The following is a 17511-nucleotide window of genomic DNA, read 5'->3' on the forward strand; positions in this document are numbered from 1 at the left end:
AGGGCCGCGCGCCGGGGCGGGCTCGTCCGGCTCGGCATCGACGCCGCCGACCTCGCGCGCCCGGGGCTGCGGCAGGCGTTCCTCGACGCCGTCGACGTCTCGCTGGAGAACCGGGCTTTCGGGGCCACTTATGGCTCGCTCTCACGGCCGCGGTCCCTGCAACTAGATTGACGGGATGACCGACGAGGCCGACCGGGGTGACGCACAGGCGACGTTGCTGCGGCTCTGGCGCCGGTCGGAACGCGCGACGCGCGGCAGGCCGTCGGTGCTCGACGTCGACAGCGTCGTGGCGGCCGCCGTGGCCCTCGCCGATCGCGAAGGCGTCGCGAACGTGACGCTGGCGAACGTCGCGAAGGATCTTGGCGTCACGAAGATGTCGCTGTACCGCCACATCGGCTCCAAGTCGGAACTGCTGGAGCTGATGGCCGACTTCGCCATCGGCGACCCGCCGCCGGTGGTGTCCACCGGCGACTGGCGGGCCGAGCTGACCGCGTTGGCCGAGGCCAACCGTGACGTGCTGATGAGCCATCCGTGGCTGGTCGAGCTGCCGCTGTCCGGTCCGCCCGCCGGCCCGCACGCGGTCGCCTGGATGGACGCGATCCTGCGCACGCTGCGCGACACCGGTCTCGACTGGGGCACCAGAGGCGGGGTTCTGGTACTGGTCAGCGGCTATGTACGCCTCGCGTGCGCGCAGGCCCTCCAGCTCGCGGAAGGCAGGAAGGACAGCGGGCTGAGCCAGGCCCAGTCCGAGCAGGCCTACGGCAAGAGCCTCGCCGAGCTGATCGACCCGGAGCGCTTCCCGGACGCGGTGGGCTTCCTGACCTCCGGACTCGGCACGCCCGACCAGGCCGAGGACCCCGAATTCGGCTTCGGGCTCGACGTCCTCCTCAACGGCGTCGCCGCTCTCATCGACGCGAACTGACCACCCTCGACCCGCCTTTAATATCCGTCGGACACTAATTAGTGTACGTTGGATACTAAAGACCTTCGATGGGGGAACAATGAAGTCGTTGCCGACCAGCGAGCGAGTGCTCGCACCGGATCTGGCCAGGGGTTTCGCGCTGCTGCTGGTCGCGCTGGCGCATACCGCGAGCATCTTCCTGGGGAACTCGCCGGGTGTCGACCAGACGCCGCAGGGCTTGGAGCGGCCGTACTTCGTCGGGTTGTTCGTCTTCGTGCACGCGTGCGCGTTGCCGCTGTTCGGCATGATGCTCGGCTACGGGATGGTGCAGTTCGCGGATCGTCAGCAAGCTCTGGGTGAGTCCTGGCCCCGAACGCGGGGAGTCCTGCTCCGGAGGCACGCGTGGTTGCTGGTTTTCGGCGCCGTCGACGGGGTGCTGTTCTTCTCCGGTGACGTGCTCGGCGCTTACAGCGTTATCGGGATCGTGTTCACCCTGCTGCTTTTGAAACGTGGCAAGGGTTTCTATCGGCTTCCGGCCTTTTACCTGGTCTTCGCCCTCTGCTACCTCGCCGTGCTGATGTACCTGGTGCTCACCGGGAACTCCGGGAGCGCGCCGGTGCCGTCCCCGGAGGACGCGTCTTCTCTGGCGCCGACGTACGGCGAAGCCCTGCAGGGGCGGCTGGTGGAATGGCCGTCCATCACGCTGGTCCTGCTGCCGTCGATCCTCTTCGTCTGGGTGGGCGCCTGGGCCGCGAAGAAGCGCCTGCTGGAGGAGCCGAACCGGAAGCTGCTCCTCGTCGGCCTGTTCGGCGGATTCGGCGTCGCGATCGCGGGCGCCCTGCCGATGGGTCTCTTCGCCGGCGACTACGTCGGGTTCGACGCCGACACTGCCGCGCTCGCCAAGACGCTGTATGAGGGAGCGGGCGTTTTCGGCGCGATCGGCTACCTCAGCCTGTTCGGCCTCATCGGCATGGCAGTCGGCAAAAAGAACCGTGGCGTGGTCGTCACCGCGATCTCCGCGCTCGGGCAGCGCACGCTAAGCGCCTACCTGTTCCAGTCGGTGGCGTGGCTGATCCTGGCGCCGCCGTTCATGCTGGGCCTCGGCGGCCAGGCGAAGGACCCGACGTTCGTGGCGGCCGCCTGCGGGCTCGGCGTGTGGCTGCTTTCGGTCGTCGTCGCGTACTGGATGCACCGGAAGGGTTACCGCGGCCCGGCGGAGATCCTGGTGCGGAAACTGGCTTACCGGAGTCAGTGAGCCGAAAGGCAAACGCGTCGTGCCGAAGATGATGGCGGGGTGGCCTGGGTCGGGTGGTCCCGATGTCGTGTCCTGAAGGGGGCCCTTGAGACGTTCAACGTCCTGAAGGCCCCCTTTGAGACATCCGAAGCACCGGAACCCGGCGGGGCTTGACGCGAAGGGAGCTTTCGCTGCGTGCGATGCGGGGAAAGTCCCCTTCACCCCGGCTGGGCTCGCCGCCCGCCACGCCCCCCTTTGTCTTCCCTTCAGTTAGAGCTTCACGGGTTCCCCGACGTCGAGCACCTTCACCTCGGTGCCTTCCGGGGCGAGGTTGGCGAACAGGCCGTAGTGCATCTGCGGCCGCGCGAGGACGGCTTCGTGGATCGGGACGGCGAGGCGCGGCGAAACGGCGCGCAGGTAGTCGACGGCTTCGCCCGCCTTGAGCCACGGGGCGCCGGTGGGCAGGCCGAGGACGTCGATCTTCTGTTCCGGCACGAAGAACGAGTCACCCGGGTGGTAGAAGGCACCGTGATCGACGATGTAGCCGACGTTCGGAATGGCCGGGATGTCCTCGTGGATCACGGCGTGCTCACCGCCGACGACGTTGATGCCACTGGACCCGATGCCGAACGCGTCGCCGGGGCTCGCGATCTGGAACTCGGCGCCGAGCTTCCGGACGGCGTCGGCGGATCCCGGGTCCACGATCAGCTGAGCGCCGGGGTTCGCTTCCAGCAGCGCGGGCAGCCTTTCGACGTCGAGGTGGTCGAAATGCTGGTGGGTGATCAGGATGGCGTCCAGTTCACGCTCGCCCTCGAAACCCACCGAGAAGGTGCCGGGGTCGATCAGGATCCGCGCGCCCTCGGTCTCCAAAAGTGTGCAAGCGTGTCCAAAGTGGACAATACGCATCGATGTTCTCCTTCGAGGTAGGTCGTTTTCCAGCCTATGCCCGGAGGAGGGCGTCGCCAAGTTCGGTGCGCAGGTAGCGCACCTCGCGGCCGCGGCGCCGCGTGTCGAGCAGGCCCGCCGCGCGCATCGCGGTCAGATGCTGCGAGACCGTCGGCGCGGAGAAGCCGAGCCTGCGCGCCAGCTCGGTGGTGCTCGCGGGCTCGTTGAGGGTCGTGAGCAGCGCGGCTTTCGTTCGGCCGAGTACGCCCGCCAGCGCGTCGGGCGGGCGTTCCGGGTCGGACCAGAGTTCGGCGACACCGCGCGCCGGGTAGAGCAGCGCAGGCTGCCACGGTTCCATCGTGATCACGCCGACCGAAGGCCACGCGAAGACGCCGGGGATCAGCAGGAGGCCGCGTCGGTCGAGGTGGACGCGGCCGCGTTCGGTCATCTCGATCACCAGGACGTCGTCGACGAGCCGCACGCGCGGGTGGATGTCCTCCAGCACCAGCGCGATCCCGCCGGCGGCAAGCCGTCGTGAGCGTTCCTCGATGTCGGCGACGAGGAAGCGGCGCATCCGCGGCCAATGCGGCTCGACCAGTTCGGTCCAGGCGATCTCCATCTGATCGGCCAGCAGATCCCGTGCGACGGCCGGGTCTCCGGGGAGTCCGCTCAAGTCCGCGTCTACTTTGGACAGTTCGCGCGCGACCTGGTCCGGCGGCGTGCGGCGGATCTCGGCGAGCTGGGCGGCCGCGGTGGTCTCCGGCCCGGTCGGCGGCGGGCTGAGGAAGTCGGTGATGTAGTGCCGCGCGCTCATCACTCTGGTGAAGTCGCCGATGGGCAGGTCCGGCAGTTTCGCGGCGGCCTCGCGCAGCCACGGCAGGTGACTCGGGTGCCCGCGCCGCCCGAGCAGGGTCTGCATCGCGCCCATGGTCTCGTCGAGCGGCGAGATGCCGAAGCGGACGCGGTGGGCGCTCTCGGCGGTCAGGACCAGTTCGAGCATCCGATTAGGCTATTACCTAATCAATGGTTTCGGCCATGCCCCGCCCGGCAGTGTCTCCTGACATGACGTTGCTGCGTAATTCCGGGTATTGGCGCTGGTCGGCGGGGGTTCAGCTGAACCGGCTGCCCGCGACCATGGCCCCGCTCGCCTTCACCGTGCTGACCACCGCGACGACCGGTTCGTACCGGCTCGGCGGGGTCATGATGGCCGTGTTCGTCGCCGCCGAGATGGTCGGCGCCGTGCCGACCGGGCGACTGCTCGACCGTGCCGGACCCGCACGCGGTCTCGTCGTGCTGTTGCCGCTGGTCGCCGCGGGGCTGTTCCTGCTGGCCGCGGTCGCCTCCGCGGGCGCCCCGGACTTCGTGCTGCTCGCGCTGGCGATCCCGCCGGGGCTGCTCGCGGGCGGTCTCAGCGGCGGTTTCCGGACGTTGCTCGCCGCGACGGTGACCGAAGACGAGCTGCCTCGCGCCGTTTCGGTCGACGCGATGATCATGGAAGGCGTCATCGTCGGCGGGCCGCTGCTGGTGGCGCTCCTGGCGACGTCCGGCCCGGTCGTCCCGGTGCTCGCGATGGCGGTCGTCGCCCTGCTCGCGGCCCTGCTCGTGCCGCGGCGAGCGGTCGCCCGTGATCCACAAAGGACAGTCGAACACCAGGCGATGCCCGTCGCCGCTTGTGTTCCCTGGCTGATGGGGCTGTTCACCGTCGGTCTGCTGCTGTCGACCATCGAGGTCGGCCTGCTGCCACTCGTCCAGCGCCTCGGCGCGCCCGATTCGGCGACGTCGATCGTCATCGTCGTGCTGTGTGCCGCCAGCATCACCGGGAGCGCGCTCTACGCGGCGCGCGGAAAGGTTGGCGACCCGCGGTTGTTCCTGGCGGGCTTCGTGATCGGCGGGATCGTGGTGTCGGCGGGCCTCGGCTGGGCGGGTCTCCTCGGCGGGGTCGCGCTCGTCGGGCTCTGCACTGGTCCGCTGATGGCGGTTTCGTCGGTCAACCTGCAGAAACTGCTGCCGGAACGCCGTCGGTCCGAGGGGTTCTCGCTGGCTTTCACCGTGCAGGCGTCGGGGTTCGGGCTGGGCTCGCTGGCCATCGGGGTGCTGCCGGTCGCGCTGGCCCCACTGCTCGGAGTGGGGGCCGCGGTGGTGGCAGTGGGTTTGCAGATCCGCAAGAGGGTCACAACGAGCGACATATCTGGTGTTCCTGCGGAGCAGGGGTCATGATCGTCAGGGCGTCCGGGGAGGTGGGCGGTGGCCGGTGTCGACGGCTTGGCCGCTCGCATTCACGCCGCGAGCACCGCCGCTGCCAGGGCCATCGCCGCTTTGCGGCGAAGCCGCGGCCTGCTGATCGAGGCGCTGGCGGAGTACCGCGTGGCCTTGGCCGGTGTGCGAGACCTGGACACGGCCGCGGTGCCAGGCGTCTTCGACGAGGCGCTTGCGGAAGTCGAAGCCACGACCGCGCGAGTTCAAGAGGCGCTGTCGCGAATCGAGGTCTATCTACGGCATTTGACCGGGCCGGCCGGAGCGCCGGTTCCGGTGGTCGCAGGCGCGGGAGCGTCTGGCGCGGGAGAATCTTCGGAGCGCATCGCTCGGCTTCGTGCTCGATTGCCGCCGCCGGTGAAGCCGGCTTCCGGCCAAAAGACCCACGGGCTGTGGTTCGCGCGAGGGCGGGGTGAGGCCGAATCGCGACACCTCGTGAGTGGGAAGACGATCAACAACGTCCCCTGCGCGGGTATCGCGGGCTGCGATCGCTTGCTCGCACGCATTCTTCCCGAGGGCACGACCATGACCGTTTACGGCGTGACAGAGGACGGCACGCGAACCGTCGACTACTACAGGGGAGAACCAGGATGACTCTCGAGGCGTGCTACCACGGTCATACGGATCAGCCCGTGATCGTCACTGGTGAGACGGAGCTGGACGCCGTGCTCGATTCCGTGGCCGCGTTGGAAGGCCCGCAGGTCGTCCAGATCTTCGTCGACGGCGACATCATGAAACCGGATCTCACCGTGGGCCTGCACGGGGATCGGGGAACTCTGCGCTACGCGGACGAGGACCAGGAGTACTACAGCAAGAGCGGTGCCTTCCCGTTACCGGAGCACGGTGAGGTCATCTACTACTTGGGACGCGCGGAGTTCGAGTATCCGGACGACGCCGAGATACCCGCGGCGGACGCACGTAATGCCGCGCAGGAGTTCCTGAGCACCGGAGGTGCGCGTCCGGCTTGCGTGGAATGGGCAACGGAGGCTTGACCGGCTTCGACGGCCTTGCGGCTCTCGTCTCCTGTGTAATGCTGGTGGCACGCCCCAGGCGAGCTATTGGCACGCCGTCAGTAACGTCGTAGCCTGGGCTTTGAGCCGAGACACGGGAGAAGTCGATGACCGCAGTCCAGCCGAAGCCGACCGCGCACAGCGTGGGGGAGACCTTCGATTCCCTCAGCCCGGCGACCGACGAGGTCGTCGGCACCTACCCGGTGCACACGAGGGAGGACGTCCGCGCCGCCGTCGCCCGCGCGAGGGACGCCGCCGAATGGTGGGCCGGGCTCGGCTACGACGGTCGCGCCGAACGGCTGCGCCGCTGGAAGGGCGTCATCACCCGCAGGCTGCCGCAGCTGTGCCAGGTCGTCCGCGACGAGACCGGCAAGCCGATCGCCGACGCGCAGCTGGAGAGCGTCCTCGCCATCGAACACATCGCGTGGGCGGGCAAGAACGCGCGCAAGATCCTCGGCAAGCAGCGCCGCGCGGCCGGGCTGATGATGTCGAACCAGGCGGCGACGGTCGAGTACCAGCCGCTCGGTGTCGTCGGCGTGATCGGCCCGTGGAACTACCCCGTGTTCACCCCGCTCGGCTCCATCGCCTACGCCCTCGCCGCCGGCAACACCGTCGTCTTCAAGCCGAGTGAGTACACGCCCGGCGTCGGGAAATGGCTGGTCGACGCCTTCAACGAGGTCGTCCCGGAATGGCCGGTGCTCCAGCTGATCACCGGTTTCGGCGAGACCGGCGCGTCGCTCGTGAGCGCGAACGTCGACAAGATCGCCTTCACCGGCTCGACCGGAACGGGCAAGAAGATCATGGCCGCGGCCGCCGAGACGCTGACGCCGGTGATCATCGAGGCGGGCGGCAAGGACGCGGTCCTGGTCGACGCGGACGCCGACCTGGAGGCCGCCGCCGACGCGACGGTGTGGGGCGCGTTCTCTAACTCGGGTCAGACCTGCATCGGCGTCGAGCGCGTGTACGTCCACGAGCGCGTGCACGACGAGTTCGTCGCGAAGGTCGTCGAGAAGTCGAAGGACGTGCGGGCCGGTTCGGACGAGGCCGCGCAGTACGGCCCGGTGACGATGCCTTCGCAGCTCGCGGTGATCAAGCGCCACATCGCGGACGCCATCGAACGCGGCGGCAAGGCCCTGGTCGGCGGTGTCGACGCGGTCGGCGACCGCTACGTCCAGCCCACCGTGCTCGTCGACGTGCCGGAGGACTCCGCGGCGGTCAAGGAGGAGACGTTCGGTCCGACCGTCACCATCGCCAAGGTCCGCGACATGGACGAGGCCGTCGAGAAGGCCAACGACACGAAGTACGGTCTCGGTTCGACGGTGTTCTCGAAGTCGCGCGGCCTCGAACTGGCCGCCCGCCTGCGCACCGGCATGACGTCGATCAACGCGCCGCTTTCCTTCGCCGGCATCGCTTCCCTGCCCTTCGGCGGCGTCGGCGATTCGGGCTTCGGCCGGATCCACGGCCCGGAAGGCCTGCGCGAGTTCGCCCGCCCGAAGGCCGTCGCGCGGCAGCGCTTCACCGCGCCGATCGTGCTGACTTCGTTCTCCCGCAAGGAAAAGACCGACGCCCTGGTGGCGAAGCTGATCACCGTGCTGCACGGCAAACGCTGACCCGCCCGCTCGTCAACCCCCGCGCGCAATGAAGGGGCCTTTCATAGCAAAATTTGCTATGAAAGGCCCCTTCATTGCGCTTGAGGGAGGCGTGAAAGGGAAGGTCAAGCGCCCCGGATGAGGTCCGCGGCCTTCTCCGCCACCATGATCGTCGGCGCGTTCGTGTTCCCCCGCGGCACCACGGGCATCACCGACGCGTCCACCACCCGCAGCCCGTCCACCCCGCGCACCTTCAACGACGGGTCGACGACGGCGTTCTCGTCCGTCCCCATCGAACAGGTCCCCACCGGGTGGTACAGCGTCTGCGTCTTCTCGCGCACGTAGTCGGCCAGTTCGCTGTCGGTCAGGTCATGGCGCTCCGGCAGGAACGGCTTGTCGAGGTATCGCGCCAGCGGACCGGACTTCCCGATCTCCACCAAGGCGCGCAGCCCGGCCAGCATCTTCTCCATGTCCACGGACTCCGCGTAGTAAGCCGGGTCGATTTCGGGCTTCCACAAGGGATTCCCCGACTTCAGCCGCAGCCGTCCCCGGCTCGCGACGTCCACCAGCGTCGCCGCCGAGGTGAAGCCGGGCACGGTCGGCTCCCGCATTCCGTTGTCGTAGAACAACGTCGGCGCGACGTGGATCTGCATGTCCGGCGGCGAGACCCCGTCCGCGGCGGGGAAGAAAGCACCGGCCTCACCGATGTTCGACGCCAGCGGGCCGCGTTTGGTGAGCTGGTAGCGCACCAGGCCGCCGGGCGTCGCCGCGTCCACCAGGTCGGTGGTGCCGCGGGTCGACCAGATGATCGCGCAGGCCGGATGGTCGTGCAGATTGCCGCCGACGCCGGGAAGCGCGGCGACGACGTCGATCCCGTGTTCCCGCAGGTGTTCCGCCGGGCCGACGCCGGACAGCATCAGCAGTTGCGGCGAGTTCACCGCGCCGCCGCTCAGCAGGACTTCGGCCGAAGCCCGGACAGTCGTCTCGACACCTTTGTCCAAATAGGACACACCGACCGCGCGGGTGCCTTCGAAGACCACTCGGGTGGCTTGCGCGTTGGTCCGCACGGTCAGGTTCGAGCGCGACAACGCCGGCCGCAGGTAAGCGTCGGCCGTCGACCAGCGGCGTCCCTTCTTGCAGGTCACCTGGTAGACGCCGGCGCCTTCCTGTGACTCGCCGTTGAAGTCGTCGGTGCGCTTGAGCCCCCACGCGACGGCGGAATCCACCCAGGCGTGCGAAAGCTCGTGGGTGAAGCGACGGTCCTCGACGTTCAGCGGCCCGTCGGTGCCGTGCAGCGGCCCGCCGAGCCGCTGGTTCCCCTCGGCCCGCTTGAAGTACGGCAGGACGTCGTCGAAACCCCAGCCCTCGGCGCCGTGTGCGTCGCGCCAGCCGTCGTAGTCGGCGCGGTTGCCGCGGATGTAGATCATCGCGTTGATCGAGGAACAGCCGCCGAGCGTCTTCCCTCGCGGCCAGTACAGGGAGTTTCCGGTGTGCTTCTGCTCGACCGTCTCGTAGTTCCAGTCCCATTTGGTCTTGAACAGACCGGGGAACGCGGCGGGGATGTGGATCTCGTCGGCGTCGTCCTCGCCGCCCGCTTCGAGCAGGAGCACCCGCGCCGACGGATCCTCGCTCAGCCGGTTCGCCAGTACGCATCCCGCGCTGCCCGCGCCGACGATCACGTAGTCGAAGGAGTCCTGATCGGCCACGGTGCCTCCTGCTGCTCGCCCGGTGTTGACGCCCCGCCAATGGGCTCATCTTGGCCCAACGCCGCGCTCCGAGCATCCCCCAGTCGAAGGACGGGTGCGAGCTCAGTCGGAGTCGGGGGCGAACGAAGCGACGCAGGGGCCACCGTCGGCGTCGTCCTCGGTCTCCACCCGGCCGGGCTTCCGGACCCCGTCGTTCTCGCCCGCGAGGTGCAGGATCGTCTGCTTCGCGGTGGTCAGCACGTCGGCCTTTTCCACGGTGTACCGAGCCTCGCCGTGGATGATCTGCTGAACGCCGTCGCGGGTCGTGTCCGGCACCTTCGCGCACAGCACCGCCAGCGCGGCCGGGATCTCACGCGCGTTGATCGCGTCGACGAACTTGTTCCCCGCCTCTTCGCCGGTCTTGACGTCGGGGCGCGGCGACGGCCGGGTCTCGATGCTCGGAAGCGGCTCGGGCTCGCCGCCGACCTTGGCGTCGCGCACACACCAGCCGCCTTCGCCGGGGATCATCGCGATCCCGACGGTCAGGCCCCCGGAGGTGAACGCCGCCGAGTACTCCTCGGCCGCACGCTGACGCGCGGGCGTGCTGAGTTGTGCGCCCTCGGAGACTCCCATGGTCTGCTCGAACGCGTAAGACCGCTTCGAGCGGATCGCGCACCAGAGCTGACTCGCGCTGTCTTCGGCGACGCCGTTCACGAACGACTGGCTGAGCTGCTCCGGCGTCGCGCGCGAGGTGGTGTCGGCCTTGGACTTGAAGAACCCCGGCGTCACGAACCCGGTGAACGCGACACCGCCCGCGATCAGGACCACGACCAGCGTCAGCGTGATCCAGAGCCAGGTCTTCGGCTTCTTCGGCGGCGCGTACTGCCCGTAGGTCATGCGTCAACCGTAGTGAAGTAGGCTCGGGCGGTACCCACGACCTGCGTGAATAAGGAGCAGCCTGCCGTGGCCCGAGTCGTCGTCGACGTCATGCCCAAGCCCGAAATCCTCGACCCGCAGGGCCAAGCCGCGCTCGGCGCGGCCGGTCGTCTCGGCTTCACCGGGATCGCCGGGATCCGTCAGGGCAAGCACTTCGAGATCGAGGTCGACGACTCCGTCGACGACGCGACGCTCGAAAAGATCGCCGAAGGTTTCCTCGCGAACCCCGTCATCGAGCAATGGACCATCCGGCGGGTGGACGCGTGAGCGCCCGGATCGGGGTCATCACCTTCCCCGGCACGCTCGACGACGGTGACGCGGCCCGCGCGGTCCGCTACGCCGACGCCGAAGCCGTCCCGCTGTGGCACGCGGACGAGGACCTCAAGGGCGTCGACGCCGTCGTCGTCCCCGGTGGCTTCTCCTACGGCGACTACCTGCGCGCCGGCGTCATCGCCCGGTTCGCGCCGGTGATGACCTCGGTGATCGAGGCCGCCCACAAGGGCATGCCGGTGCTGGGCATCTGCAACGGCTTCCAGATCCTGTGCGAGGCCGGGCTGCTGCCGGGCGCGATGATCCGCAACGCCGGGCTGCACTTCATCTGCCGTGACCAGTGGCTGCGCGTCGAGAACAACGACACCGCGTGGACCACCCGGTACGACAAGGGCGCCGAGATCATCGTCCCGATGAAGAACATCGACGGCTGCTTCGTCGCCGAGCAGGCCACCCTCGACGAGCTGGAGGGCGAGGGCCGCGTGGTGTTCCGCTACGTCGGCGGCAACCCGAACGGCTCGCGCAACGACATCGCCGGGATCCGCAGCGAGAACGGCCGCGTCGTCGGGCTCATGCCGCACCCGGAGCACGCCATCGACGCCCTGACCGGGCCTTCCGATGACGGCCTCGGCATGTTCTACAGCGCCGTGGACGCACTCGTCGCCACTGCCTGAAGTGTCATGAGGGGTCCCCATGGGACGAAAGGTGTCCTATGGGGACCCCTCATGACACACCTGTCACTTCAGGAGGCCGCGGCCACCAGAGCCGAGTAGGGCCCACCCGCCGCCAGCAGCTCCGCGTGCGAACCCAGCTCGGTCACCCGGCCGCCCTCGATGACGGCGACCCGGTCCGCCGCGGCAGCGGTGTGCAGCCGGTGCGCGATCGCGATCACCGTCCGCCCTTCGAGCACCGCGCTCAGCGAACGCTCCAGTTCTCGCGCCGAACCCGTGTCCAGCAGCGACGTCGCCTCGTCCAGCACCAGCGTGTGCGGATCGGCCAGCACCACCCGAGCCAGCGCCAGCTGCTGCGCCATCGCCGCCGGGACGGCGACCGCCCCGGCCCCGACCTTCGTGTCCAGCCCGTCCGGCAGGCTCGCCACCCACTCCGAAGCCCCGACCGACGTCAGCGCGTCGAGCAGCCGGGAGTCCGACCAGTCCCCGGCGGGCAGCGTGAGATTGTCCCGCAGCGTCCCCGCGAAAACGTGCTGCTCCTGCGTCAGCAACAGGACCTCGCCTCGCAGGACGTCGTCCGGCAGCGTCGAGACCTCGGCCCCGCCGATCCGCACCGAACCCGACGTCGGCGCGGACATCCCGGCCAGCAGCCGTCCCAGCGTCGACTTGCCGGCACCGGACGGGCCGACGATCGCCAGCCGCTCACCGGCGGGCACCCGCAGGTCGATCCCGTGCAGCACTTCGCGCTCCGCGTTGTAGCCGAAGCGCACGTCGCGGACCTCGATGTCCTGACCGCGCGGAGCCTCCGAGCTCTCACCTGAAGACGGAGCGGGCCGCACGCCCAGCAGCCGCCGCAGCGAGGCACCGGCGACCTGCATGTCCGCGAGCCAGAACAGCGCCTCGTTCAGCGGGCCGGTCATGACCTGCGAATACAGCAGCATCGCGGTGATCGTGCCGAGTCCTTCCCAGCCGTTCGAGTAGGCGAGCAGGCCCAGCCCGAGCATCACCGACACCGGCAGCACGTAGCTGATCTCCAGCGACGGGATCCACCGCATCTGGAGCGCCCGGATCTTGCGTTCGCCCAGCATCGCCGCGTCGAGACCGTCGTGCCCGGCGCGCACGCGGCGGCCGGTCAGGTTCAGCGCCTCGGCCGTCCGCGCGCCCTCCGCGGTCTCGTGCGTGGTGGACTGCAACTCGGCCCACCGGTCCAGCATCCGGCGCATCACGTCCGGCACCCGTCGCTGGTACCAGAGGTTCACCGGCACCAGCAGCGGCAGCGCGACCAGCAGGCCCAGCGCCAGGAACGGCGACGTGACCACCATCGCGATCACCGTGAACACCACCGTGACGGCGGCGATCAGGATCTCCGGAGCGCCGAACCGCACCGCGTGGTCGATGCGGCTGACGTCGGTGGTCGCGCGGCTGAGCAGGTCACCGGTGCCCGCGGCCTCGACCGTCCCGAGCGGCAGGTTCAGCGCGTTCCCGACGAACTCCTCGCGGTTGTTCGCCAGGATCCGCTCGCCGAACACCCGCGCGCGCAGCCGCGCCAGCCCCTTGAACCAGGCCTGCGCGCCCAGCACGACCACGAACGCGATCGCCAGCCAGGTGATCGTGGCGGTCGTGGTGCCTTGGACGACCTCGTCCACCAGCGCGCCCAGCAGCTGCGGCCCGGCCAGCCCGATCGCGGTCGCGACGCAGAACAGCCCGAGCATCACGGAGAACTCGCGCTTGTTGTCCCGCGCGGTCACCCTTATCCATCGTCGAACGTCTTTCTTGTCTGCCAAAGGCAGCTTCTTCATGCGGGCACTTTCGTACTCACGACCACATCGGCCACATGCGTCCACAGTGGACTCTGACTGAACACGACGGTGGTCTTGCCGCGCCGCAGCTTCGCGACGCGTTCGGTTATGCGGGCTTCGGTGTGCGCGTCGACGGCCGAGGTCGGCTCGTCGAGCAGCAGGACGTCGGCGTCGGTCGCCAGCGCGCGGGCCAGGTTCAGCCGCTGCCGCTGACCACCGGAAACCTCGCGTCCGCGTTCGCCGATCACCTCGTCGACGCCGTTCGGCAGCGCGTCCACGATGTCCTCGGCGTCCGCCGCGTACAGCGCTTCGGTGATCTCGACCTCGCCGGGTTCGGCGGGGGCGACCTGCTCGCGCAGCACCCCGGAGAACCAGATGTCCTGGTTGTGCGCGTAGACCACCCGCCGCCGCAGTTCGCCGAGCGCGACCTGATCCACGGGGGCCCCGCCGGCGAGCGCGGGTTCACCCCGGTCGGTGAACCGCGCCATCCGCGACGCCACCGCCTCGGCATCGGCCCCCACGTCGATGACGGTCAGCTTCCCGGCCTCGGCCTTGATCCCTGACGTCTCGTCGACCAGGTCCAGCGGCCCTTCCGGCAGCGGCACCGGGTGCTCGGGTTCGCCGAGCGTGCGTTCGGTGGACAGCAGTTTGCACACCTTCCGCGCCGAAACCAGCGCGGCGCTCAGCACGCCCGCGAACTCGGTCGCCGTCGTCACCGGCACCACCAGGAACACCGAGACGCCGTAGAACGTGATCAGCTCGCCGACGCCGATGGTGCCGTTGATCGCCAGCTGCGCGCCCAGCCAGGTGATGACCACCGTGACCAGACCCGGCAGCGCGATCTCCGCCGCCGCGAGCCACGCCTCGCTGCGCCCGACCTGGACACCGGCCGCCCGGACCCGCTGGCTGGAGCGGCGGAAGCGGTCGAGGAACTGCTTCTCGCCGCCGACACCGCGAAGGATCCGCAGGCCGGAGACGATGTCCGCGGCCAGCGCGTTGACGTCGGTCTTTTCCTCGCGCTGCTTCGTCTGGCGCTTCTCCAGCGGCTTCAGCAGCGGGCCGATGCCGACCACCGCCAGCGGGACGCCGACCAGCGCGACCACGCCGAGCAGCGGGGACGTCGTCAGCAGCGCCGTCGCGCACACGATGAACGCGATCAGCGAACCGAAGGCCCGGCCGAGCACCTCGAAGGAGTCACCGATCGGGTTGATGTCGCTGGTGGTGATCGCGACCACGTCACCGGTGGTGGTCGTGTCGCGCAGGTTCACGCCCAGCTTCGCGGCGTGCTCGGTGGCCAGGCGCTGGGTTACCCCGGCGCCGTGGATCCAGCAGCCGTAGGACGCGAAGTGCTGCACAGTGCCCGCGAGCGTCTGCGCGATCCCGAGCCCGGCGGCCGCGAGAGCCCACAGCCAGACGGAGTCGCCGTCACCGCGGCCGATCGCGTCGACACCCCGGCCGATCGCGACCGGCAGCAGGGCGATCGGCAACGACCACAGCGCACCGCTGATCGCCGACACGACGAGCAGGCCCGGCCGCGCGAACATCATCGCGACGAGGTACCGCCAAGCGGTCGGCTTGGCGGGCAGCCGCAGTCGCGGAAGGGGATATGTGGCGGAAAGCACGATTATCGACGGTAAGCGGATCACCGTCTCCGGCGCGACCGATTTATCCGTGGGCGACGGCAGGGTGAACAGACCCCTCACCTACTCTTAGGGCCGTGGCGAACCCTGATGTGGACACCGTGACCAGCACCGTTGACGCCCCAGTCGACACCACCGCACTTGCCGAAAAGACCCCGGAGCAGACCCAGCCGTACGTCGAACTCGGCCTCGCCGACGACGAGTACGCCCGGATCCGGGAGATCCTCGGCCGCCGTCCGACCGACGCCGAACTGGCGATGTACTCGGTGATGTGGAGCGAGCACTGCTCGTACAAGTCCTCGAAGAAGCACCTGCGCTACTTCGGCGAGACCGCCACTCCCGAGATGAAGGAGAAGATGCTCGCCGGCATCGGCGAGAACGCGGGCGTCGTCGACATCGGCGAGGGCTGGGCGGTCACCTTCAAGGTCGAGAGCCACAACCACCCGTCCTACGTGGAGCCGTACCAGGGCGCCGCGACCGGCGTGGGCGGCATCGTGCGCGACATCATGGCGATGGGCGCGCGTCCGCTCGCGGTGGCGGACGCGCTGCGCTTCGGCCCGGCCGACGCGGCCGACACCCGCCGCGTGCTGCCCGGTGTGGTCGCCGGCGTCGGCGGCTACGGCAACTGCCTCGGCCTGCCGAACATCGGCGGCGAGCTCGTGTTCGATCCGAGCTACTCCGGGAACCCGCTGGTCAACGCCCTGTGTGTCGGTGCGATGCGCGTCGAGGACCTGCACCTGGCCTTCGCCTCCGGCAAGGGCAACAAGATCATCCTGTTCGGCGCGCGCACCGGCCTCGACGGCATCGGCGGCGTTTCCGTGCTCGCGAGCGACACCTTCTCCGGCGACGAAAGCTCGGGCGGCCGCAAGAAGCTGCCCAGCGTCCAGGTCGGCGACCCCTTCACCGAGAAGGTGCTCATCGAGTGCTGTCTCGAACTGTTCGCGCAGAAGCTCGTCGTCGGCATCCAGGACCTCGGCGGCGCCGGGCTCTCCTGCGCGACGTCGGAGCTCGCGGCGGCCGGTGACGGCGGCATGCACATCTACCTCGACCGGGTTCCCTTGCGCGCCACTGGGATGACCCCGGCGGAGGTGCTCTCCAGCGAGTCGCAGGAACGCATGTGCGCGGTCGTCTCGCCGGAGAACGTCGAGGCCTTCATGAAGGTCTGCGAGAAGTGGGACGTCATCGCCACCGACATCGGCGAGGTCACCGACGGCGAGCACCTCGTCATCACCTGGAACGACGAGGTCGTCGTCGACGTCCCGGCGCACACCGTGGCGCACCAGGGCCCGGTCTACGACCGCCCTATCCAGCGACCGTCCACACAGGACGCCTTGCAGGCCGACACCTCGGCCAAGCTGCCGCGCCCGTCCACTTCGGACGAACTGCGCGCCGACGTGCTCAAGCTGATCTCGTCGCCGAACCAGGCGTCGAAGGAATGGGTGACCTCCCAGTACGACCGCTACGTGCGCGGCAACACCGTGTCCGCGCAGCCGTCGGACTCCGGCGTCATCCGGATCGACGAGTCCACCGGCCGCGGCGTCGCCGTCTCGACCGACTGCAACAGCAAGTTCGTCTACCTCGACCCGTACGAGGGCGCGAAGCTCGCGCTGGCCGAGGCGTACCGCAACGTCGCCACCAGCGGCGCGAAGCCGGTCGCGGTGTCGGACTGCCTGAACTTCGGCGCGCCGACCGACCCGGGCGTGATGTGGCAGTTCGAGCAGGCCGTGCACGGTCTGGCCGACGGCTGTGTCGAACTCGGCATCCCGGTCACCGGCGGCAACGTCAGCTTCTTCAACCAGACCGGTGACGTGGCGATCCTGCCGACGCCGGTGGTCGGCGTGCTCGGCGTGATCGACGACGTCACCCGCCGCATCCCGACCGGGATCGGCGCCGAGGCCGGGGAAACCCTGCTGCTGCTGGGCGAGACCCACGACGAGCTGGACGGTTCCGCCTGGGCACGCGAACTGCACGGCCACCTCGGCGGCCGCCCGCCTCGCGTGGATCTGGCGCGCGAGAAGCTGCTCGCCGACATCCTCATCGCCGGTTCGCGTGACGGCATGATCTCCGCCGCGCACGACATCTCCGACGGCGGCCTGATCCAGACGCTTGTCGAGACCGTCCTCATCGGACAGTGCGGCGCCCGTGTCTTCCTCGACTCCGAGCAGGACCCGTTCGTGCAGCTGTTCTCCGAGTCCGCGGGCCGGGTGCTGGTCGCCGTGCCGCGCACCGAGGAACTGCGGTTCACCGAGATGCTGACCGCGCGCGGCCTGCCGTGGCGCAAGACCGGTGTGGTGGACCCGGAGTCGGGTTCGCTGGAACTCCAGGGCATCACGGAGTTCACGCTGGACGAGCTCCGCGAGACCTGGGAGAAGACGCTCCCGGCCCTGTTCGACTGACGGTGTCGTGAGTGGTGAGGACGGTTCAATTGAGGGGTAAGGCAAAGGTGGCTTGTGCCTGGCCTGCCCACTTGCCGGTTTCGGATGTTGCGAAAGCCACGTTCGCAACGCTCAACGTTGCGAACGTGGCTTTCGCAACGCCGTCGAGCCTTCACCACGGTCATGTCTCCCGAACGCAAAGTCCGTGAAGGCCTCCTTGAGGGACCCAGCGTCCCTCAAGGAGCCCTTCACGGACCTCACAT

Annotated in this window: 15 protein-coding genes and 1 pseudogene; 10 read left to right on the forward strand and 6 right to left on the reverse strand. The window is 69.1% G+C overall.

Features of this window, described 5'->3' with window-relative positions:
- From CFP71_RS44750 to CFP71_RS00955, 3 genes and pseudogenes are all read left to right on the forward strand, one after another.
- Positions 1-171, forward strand: a pseudogene (locus CFP71_RS44750) (DUF2334 domain-containing protein); the annotation flags it as partial.
- Between the two features lie 4 nt (positions 172-175).
- Entirely contained in the window at positions 176-922 is a 747-nt protein-coding gene (locus tag CFP71_RS00950) for a TetR/AcrR family transcriptional regulator (RefSeq protein ID WP_093931912.1), read from the forward strand.
- A gap of 79 nt (positions 923-1001) precedes the next feature.
- A complete protein-coding gene (locus CFP71_RS00955) occupies positions 1002-2156 on the forward strand; it encodes a DUF418 domain-containing protein (protein ID WP_093931913.1) in 1155 nt (384 codons plus the stop codon).
- A 249-nt stretch (positions 2157-2405) separates the two neighbouring features.
- Here CFP71_RS00955 and CFP71_RS00960 read toward each other — a convergent pair whose 3' ends face one another.
- Positions 2406-3041, reverse strand: a complete 636-nt coding sequence (locus CFP71_RS00960) for an MBL fold metallo-hydrolase (RefSeq protein ID WP_093931914.1) — start codon at positions 3039-3041, stop codon at positions 2406-2408.
- Between the two features lie 34 nt (positions 3042-3075).
- The gene (locus tag CFP71_RS00965) at positions 3076-4020 is read right to left on the reverse strand and encodes an ArsR/SmtB family transcription factor (protein WP_093931915.1); all 945 of its coding nucleotides are present in this window, start codon (positions 4018-4020) and stop codon (positions 3076-3078) included.
- A 62-nt stretch (positions 4021-4082) separates the two neighbouring features.
- Here CFP71_RS00965 and CFP71_RS00970 point away from each other — a divergent pair, with 62 nt between their 5' ends.
- The 4 genes from CFP71_RS00970 (at position 4083) to CFP71_RS00985 (ending at position 7893) form a co-directional block, all read left to right on the forward strand.
- Positions 4083-5237: an MFS transporter gene (locus CFP71_RS00970; RefSeq protein WP_093931916.1), complete on the forward strand. Its 1155-nt coding sequence runs from the start codon at positions 4083-4085 to the stop codon at positions 5235-5237.
- 27 nt (positions 5238-5264) lie between these two features.
- Positions 5265-5867, forward strand: coding sequence for a DddA-like double-stranded DNA deaminase toxin (locus tag CFP71_RS00975; RefSeq protein WP_093931917.1), 603 nt, complete (start codon positions 5265-5267; stop codon positions 5865-5867).
- Positions 5864-6265 carry an Imm1 family immunity protein gene (locus tag CFP71_RS00980; RefSeq protein WP_093931918.1) on the forward strand — a complete coding sequence of 134 codons (402 nt, stop codon included), beginning with the start codon at positions 5864-5866 and terminating at the stop codon, positions 6263-6265. Before CFP71_RS00975 ends, CFP71_RS00980 begins: the two co-directional genes overlap by 4 nt.
- Positions 6266-6390: 125 nt before the next feature.
- On the forward strand, positions 6391-7893 hold the full coding sequence (locus CFP71_RS00985) for an aldehyde dehydrogenase family protein (protein ID WP_093931919.1): 1503 nt from the start codon (positions 6391-6393) through the stop codon (positions 7891-7893).
- Positions 7894-7997: 104 nt separating this feature from the next.
- Here CFP71_RS00985 and CFP71_RS00990 read toward each other — a convergent pair whose 3' ends face one another.
- Positions 7998-9578 (reverse strand): GMC family oxidoreductase, encoded by a 1581-nt coding sequence (locus CFP71_RS00990; protein WP_093931920.1) that lies wholly within the window; start codon positions 9576-9578, stop codon positions 7998-8000.
- Between the two features lie 102 nt (positions 9579-9680).
- Positions 9681-10454, reverse strand: a complete 774-nt coding sequence (locus CFP71_RS00995; protein ID WP_093931921.1) for a hypothetical protein — start codon at positions 10452-10454, stop codon at positions 9681-9683.
- 66 nt (positions 10455-10520) lie between these two features.
- Here CFP71_RS00995 and purS point away from each other — a divergent pair, with 66 nt between their 5' ends.
- Together purS and purQ are read left to right on the forward strand one after the other, a co-directional pair.
- Positions 10521-10760 carry a phosphoribosylformylglycinamidine synthase subunit PurS gene (gene purS, locus CFP71_RS01000; protein WP_093931922.1) on the forward strand — a complete coding sequence of 80 codons (240 nt, stop codon included), beginning with the start codon at positions 10521-10523 and terminating at the stop codon, positions 10758-10760.
- Positions 10757-11437, forward strand: a complete 681-nt coding sequence (gene purQ / locus CFP71_RS01005) for a phosphoribosylformylglycinamidine synthase subunit PurQ (protein ID WP_093931925.1) — start codon at positions 10757-10759, stop codon at positions 11435-11437. The genes purS and purQ overlap by 4 nt, the downstream gene beginning before the upstream one ends.
- A gap of 68 nt (positions 11438-11505) precedes the next feature.
- On the opposite strand, the gene CFP71_RS01010 is transcribed toward purQ, so the two are convergent.
- A complete protein-coding gene (locus CFP71_RS01010) occupies positions 11506-13233 on the reverse strand; it encodes an ABC transporter ATP-binding protein (protein ID WP_093931923.1) in 1728 nt (575 codons plus the stop codon).
- A complete protein-coding gene (locus CFP71_RS01015) occupies positions 13230-14855 on the reverse strand; it encodes an ABC transporter ATP-binding protein (RefSeq protein ID WP_093931924.1) in 1626 nt (541 codons plus the stop codon). Before CFP71_RS01015 ends, CFP71_RS01010 begins: the two co-directional genes overlap by 4 nt.
- A gap of 95 nt (positions 14856-14950) precedes the next feature.
- Here CFP71_RS01015 and purL point away from each other — a divergent pair, with 95 nt between their 5' ends.
- Positions 14951-17269 (forward strand): phosphoribosylformylglycinamidine synthase subunit PurL, encoded by a 2319-nt coding sequence (purL, locus tag CFP71_RS01020; RefSeq protein ID WP_167405955.1) that lies wholly within the window; start codon positions 14951-14953, stop codon positions 17267-17269.
- The last annotated feature ends 242 nt before the right edge of the window (positions 17270-17511 follow it).

The sequence above is a fragment of the Amycolatopsis thailandensis genome (genome assembly GCF_002234405.1).
In the GTDB taxonomy this organism is placed as follows: Bacteria; Actinomycetota; Actinomycetes; order Mycobacteriales; family Pseudonocardiaceae; genus Amycolatopsis; species Amycolatopsis thailandensis.

What these genes read in the sequence shown, in the direction of transcription:
- CFP71_RS00950 (WP_093931912.1), top strand. Translation starts at nt 176, where the DNA reads ATGACCGACGAGGCCGACCGGGGTGACGCACAGGCGACGTTGCTGCGG.
- CFP71_RS00955 (WP_093931913.1), top strand. Translation starts at nt 1,002, where the DNA reads ATGAAGTCGTTGCCGACCAGCGAGCGAGTGCTCGCACCGGATCTGGCC.
- CFP71_RS00960 (WP_093931914.1), bottom strand. Translation starts at nt 3,041, where the DNA reads ATGCGTATTGTCCACTTTGGACACGCTTGCACACTTTTGGAGACCGAG.
- CFP71_RS00965 (WP_093931915.1), bottom strand. Translation starts at nt 4,020, where the DNA reads ATGCTCGAACTGGTCCTGACCGCCGAGAGCGCCCACCGCGTCCGCTTC.
- CFP71_RS00970 (WP_093931916.1), top strand. Translation starts at nt 4,083, where the DNA reads ATGACGTTGCTGCGTAATTCCGGGTATTGGCGCTGGTCGGCGGGGGTT.
- CFP71_RS00980 (WP_093931918.1), top strand. Translation starts at nt 5,864, where the DNA reads ATGACTCTCGAGGCGTGCTACCACGGTCATACGGATCAGCCCGTGATC.
- CFP71_RS00985 (WP_093931919.1), top strand. Translation starts at nt 6,391, where the DNA reads ATGACCGCAGTCCAGCCGAAGCCGACCGCGCACAGCGTGGGGGAGACC.
- CFP71_RS00995 (WP_093931921.1), bottom strand. Translation starts at nt 10,454, where the DNA reads ATGACCTACGGGCAGTACGCGCCGCCGAAGAAGCCGAAGACCTGGCTC.
- CFP71_RS01010 (WP_093931923.1), bottom strand. Translation starts at nt 13,233, where the DNA reads ATGAAGAAGCTGCCTTTGGCAGACAAGAAAGACGTTCGACGATGGATA.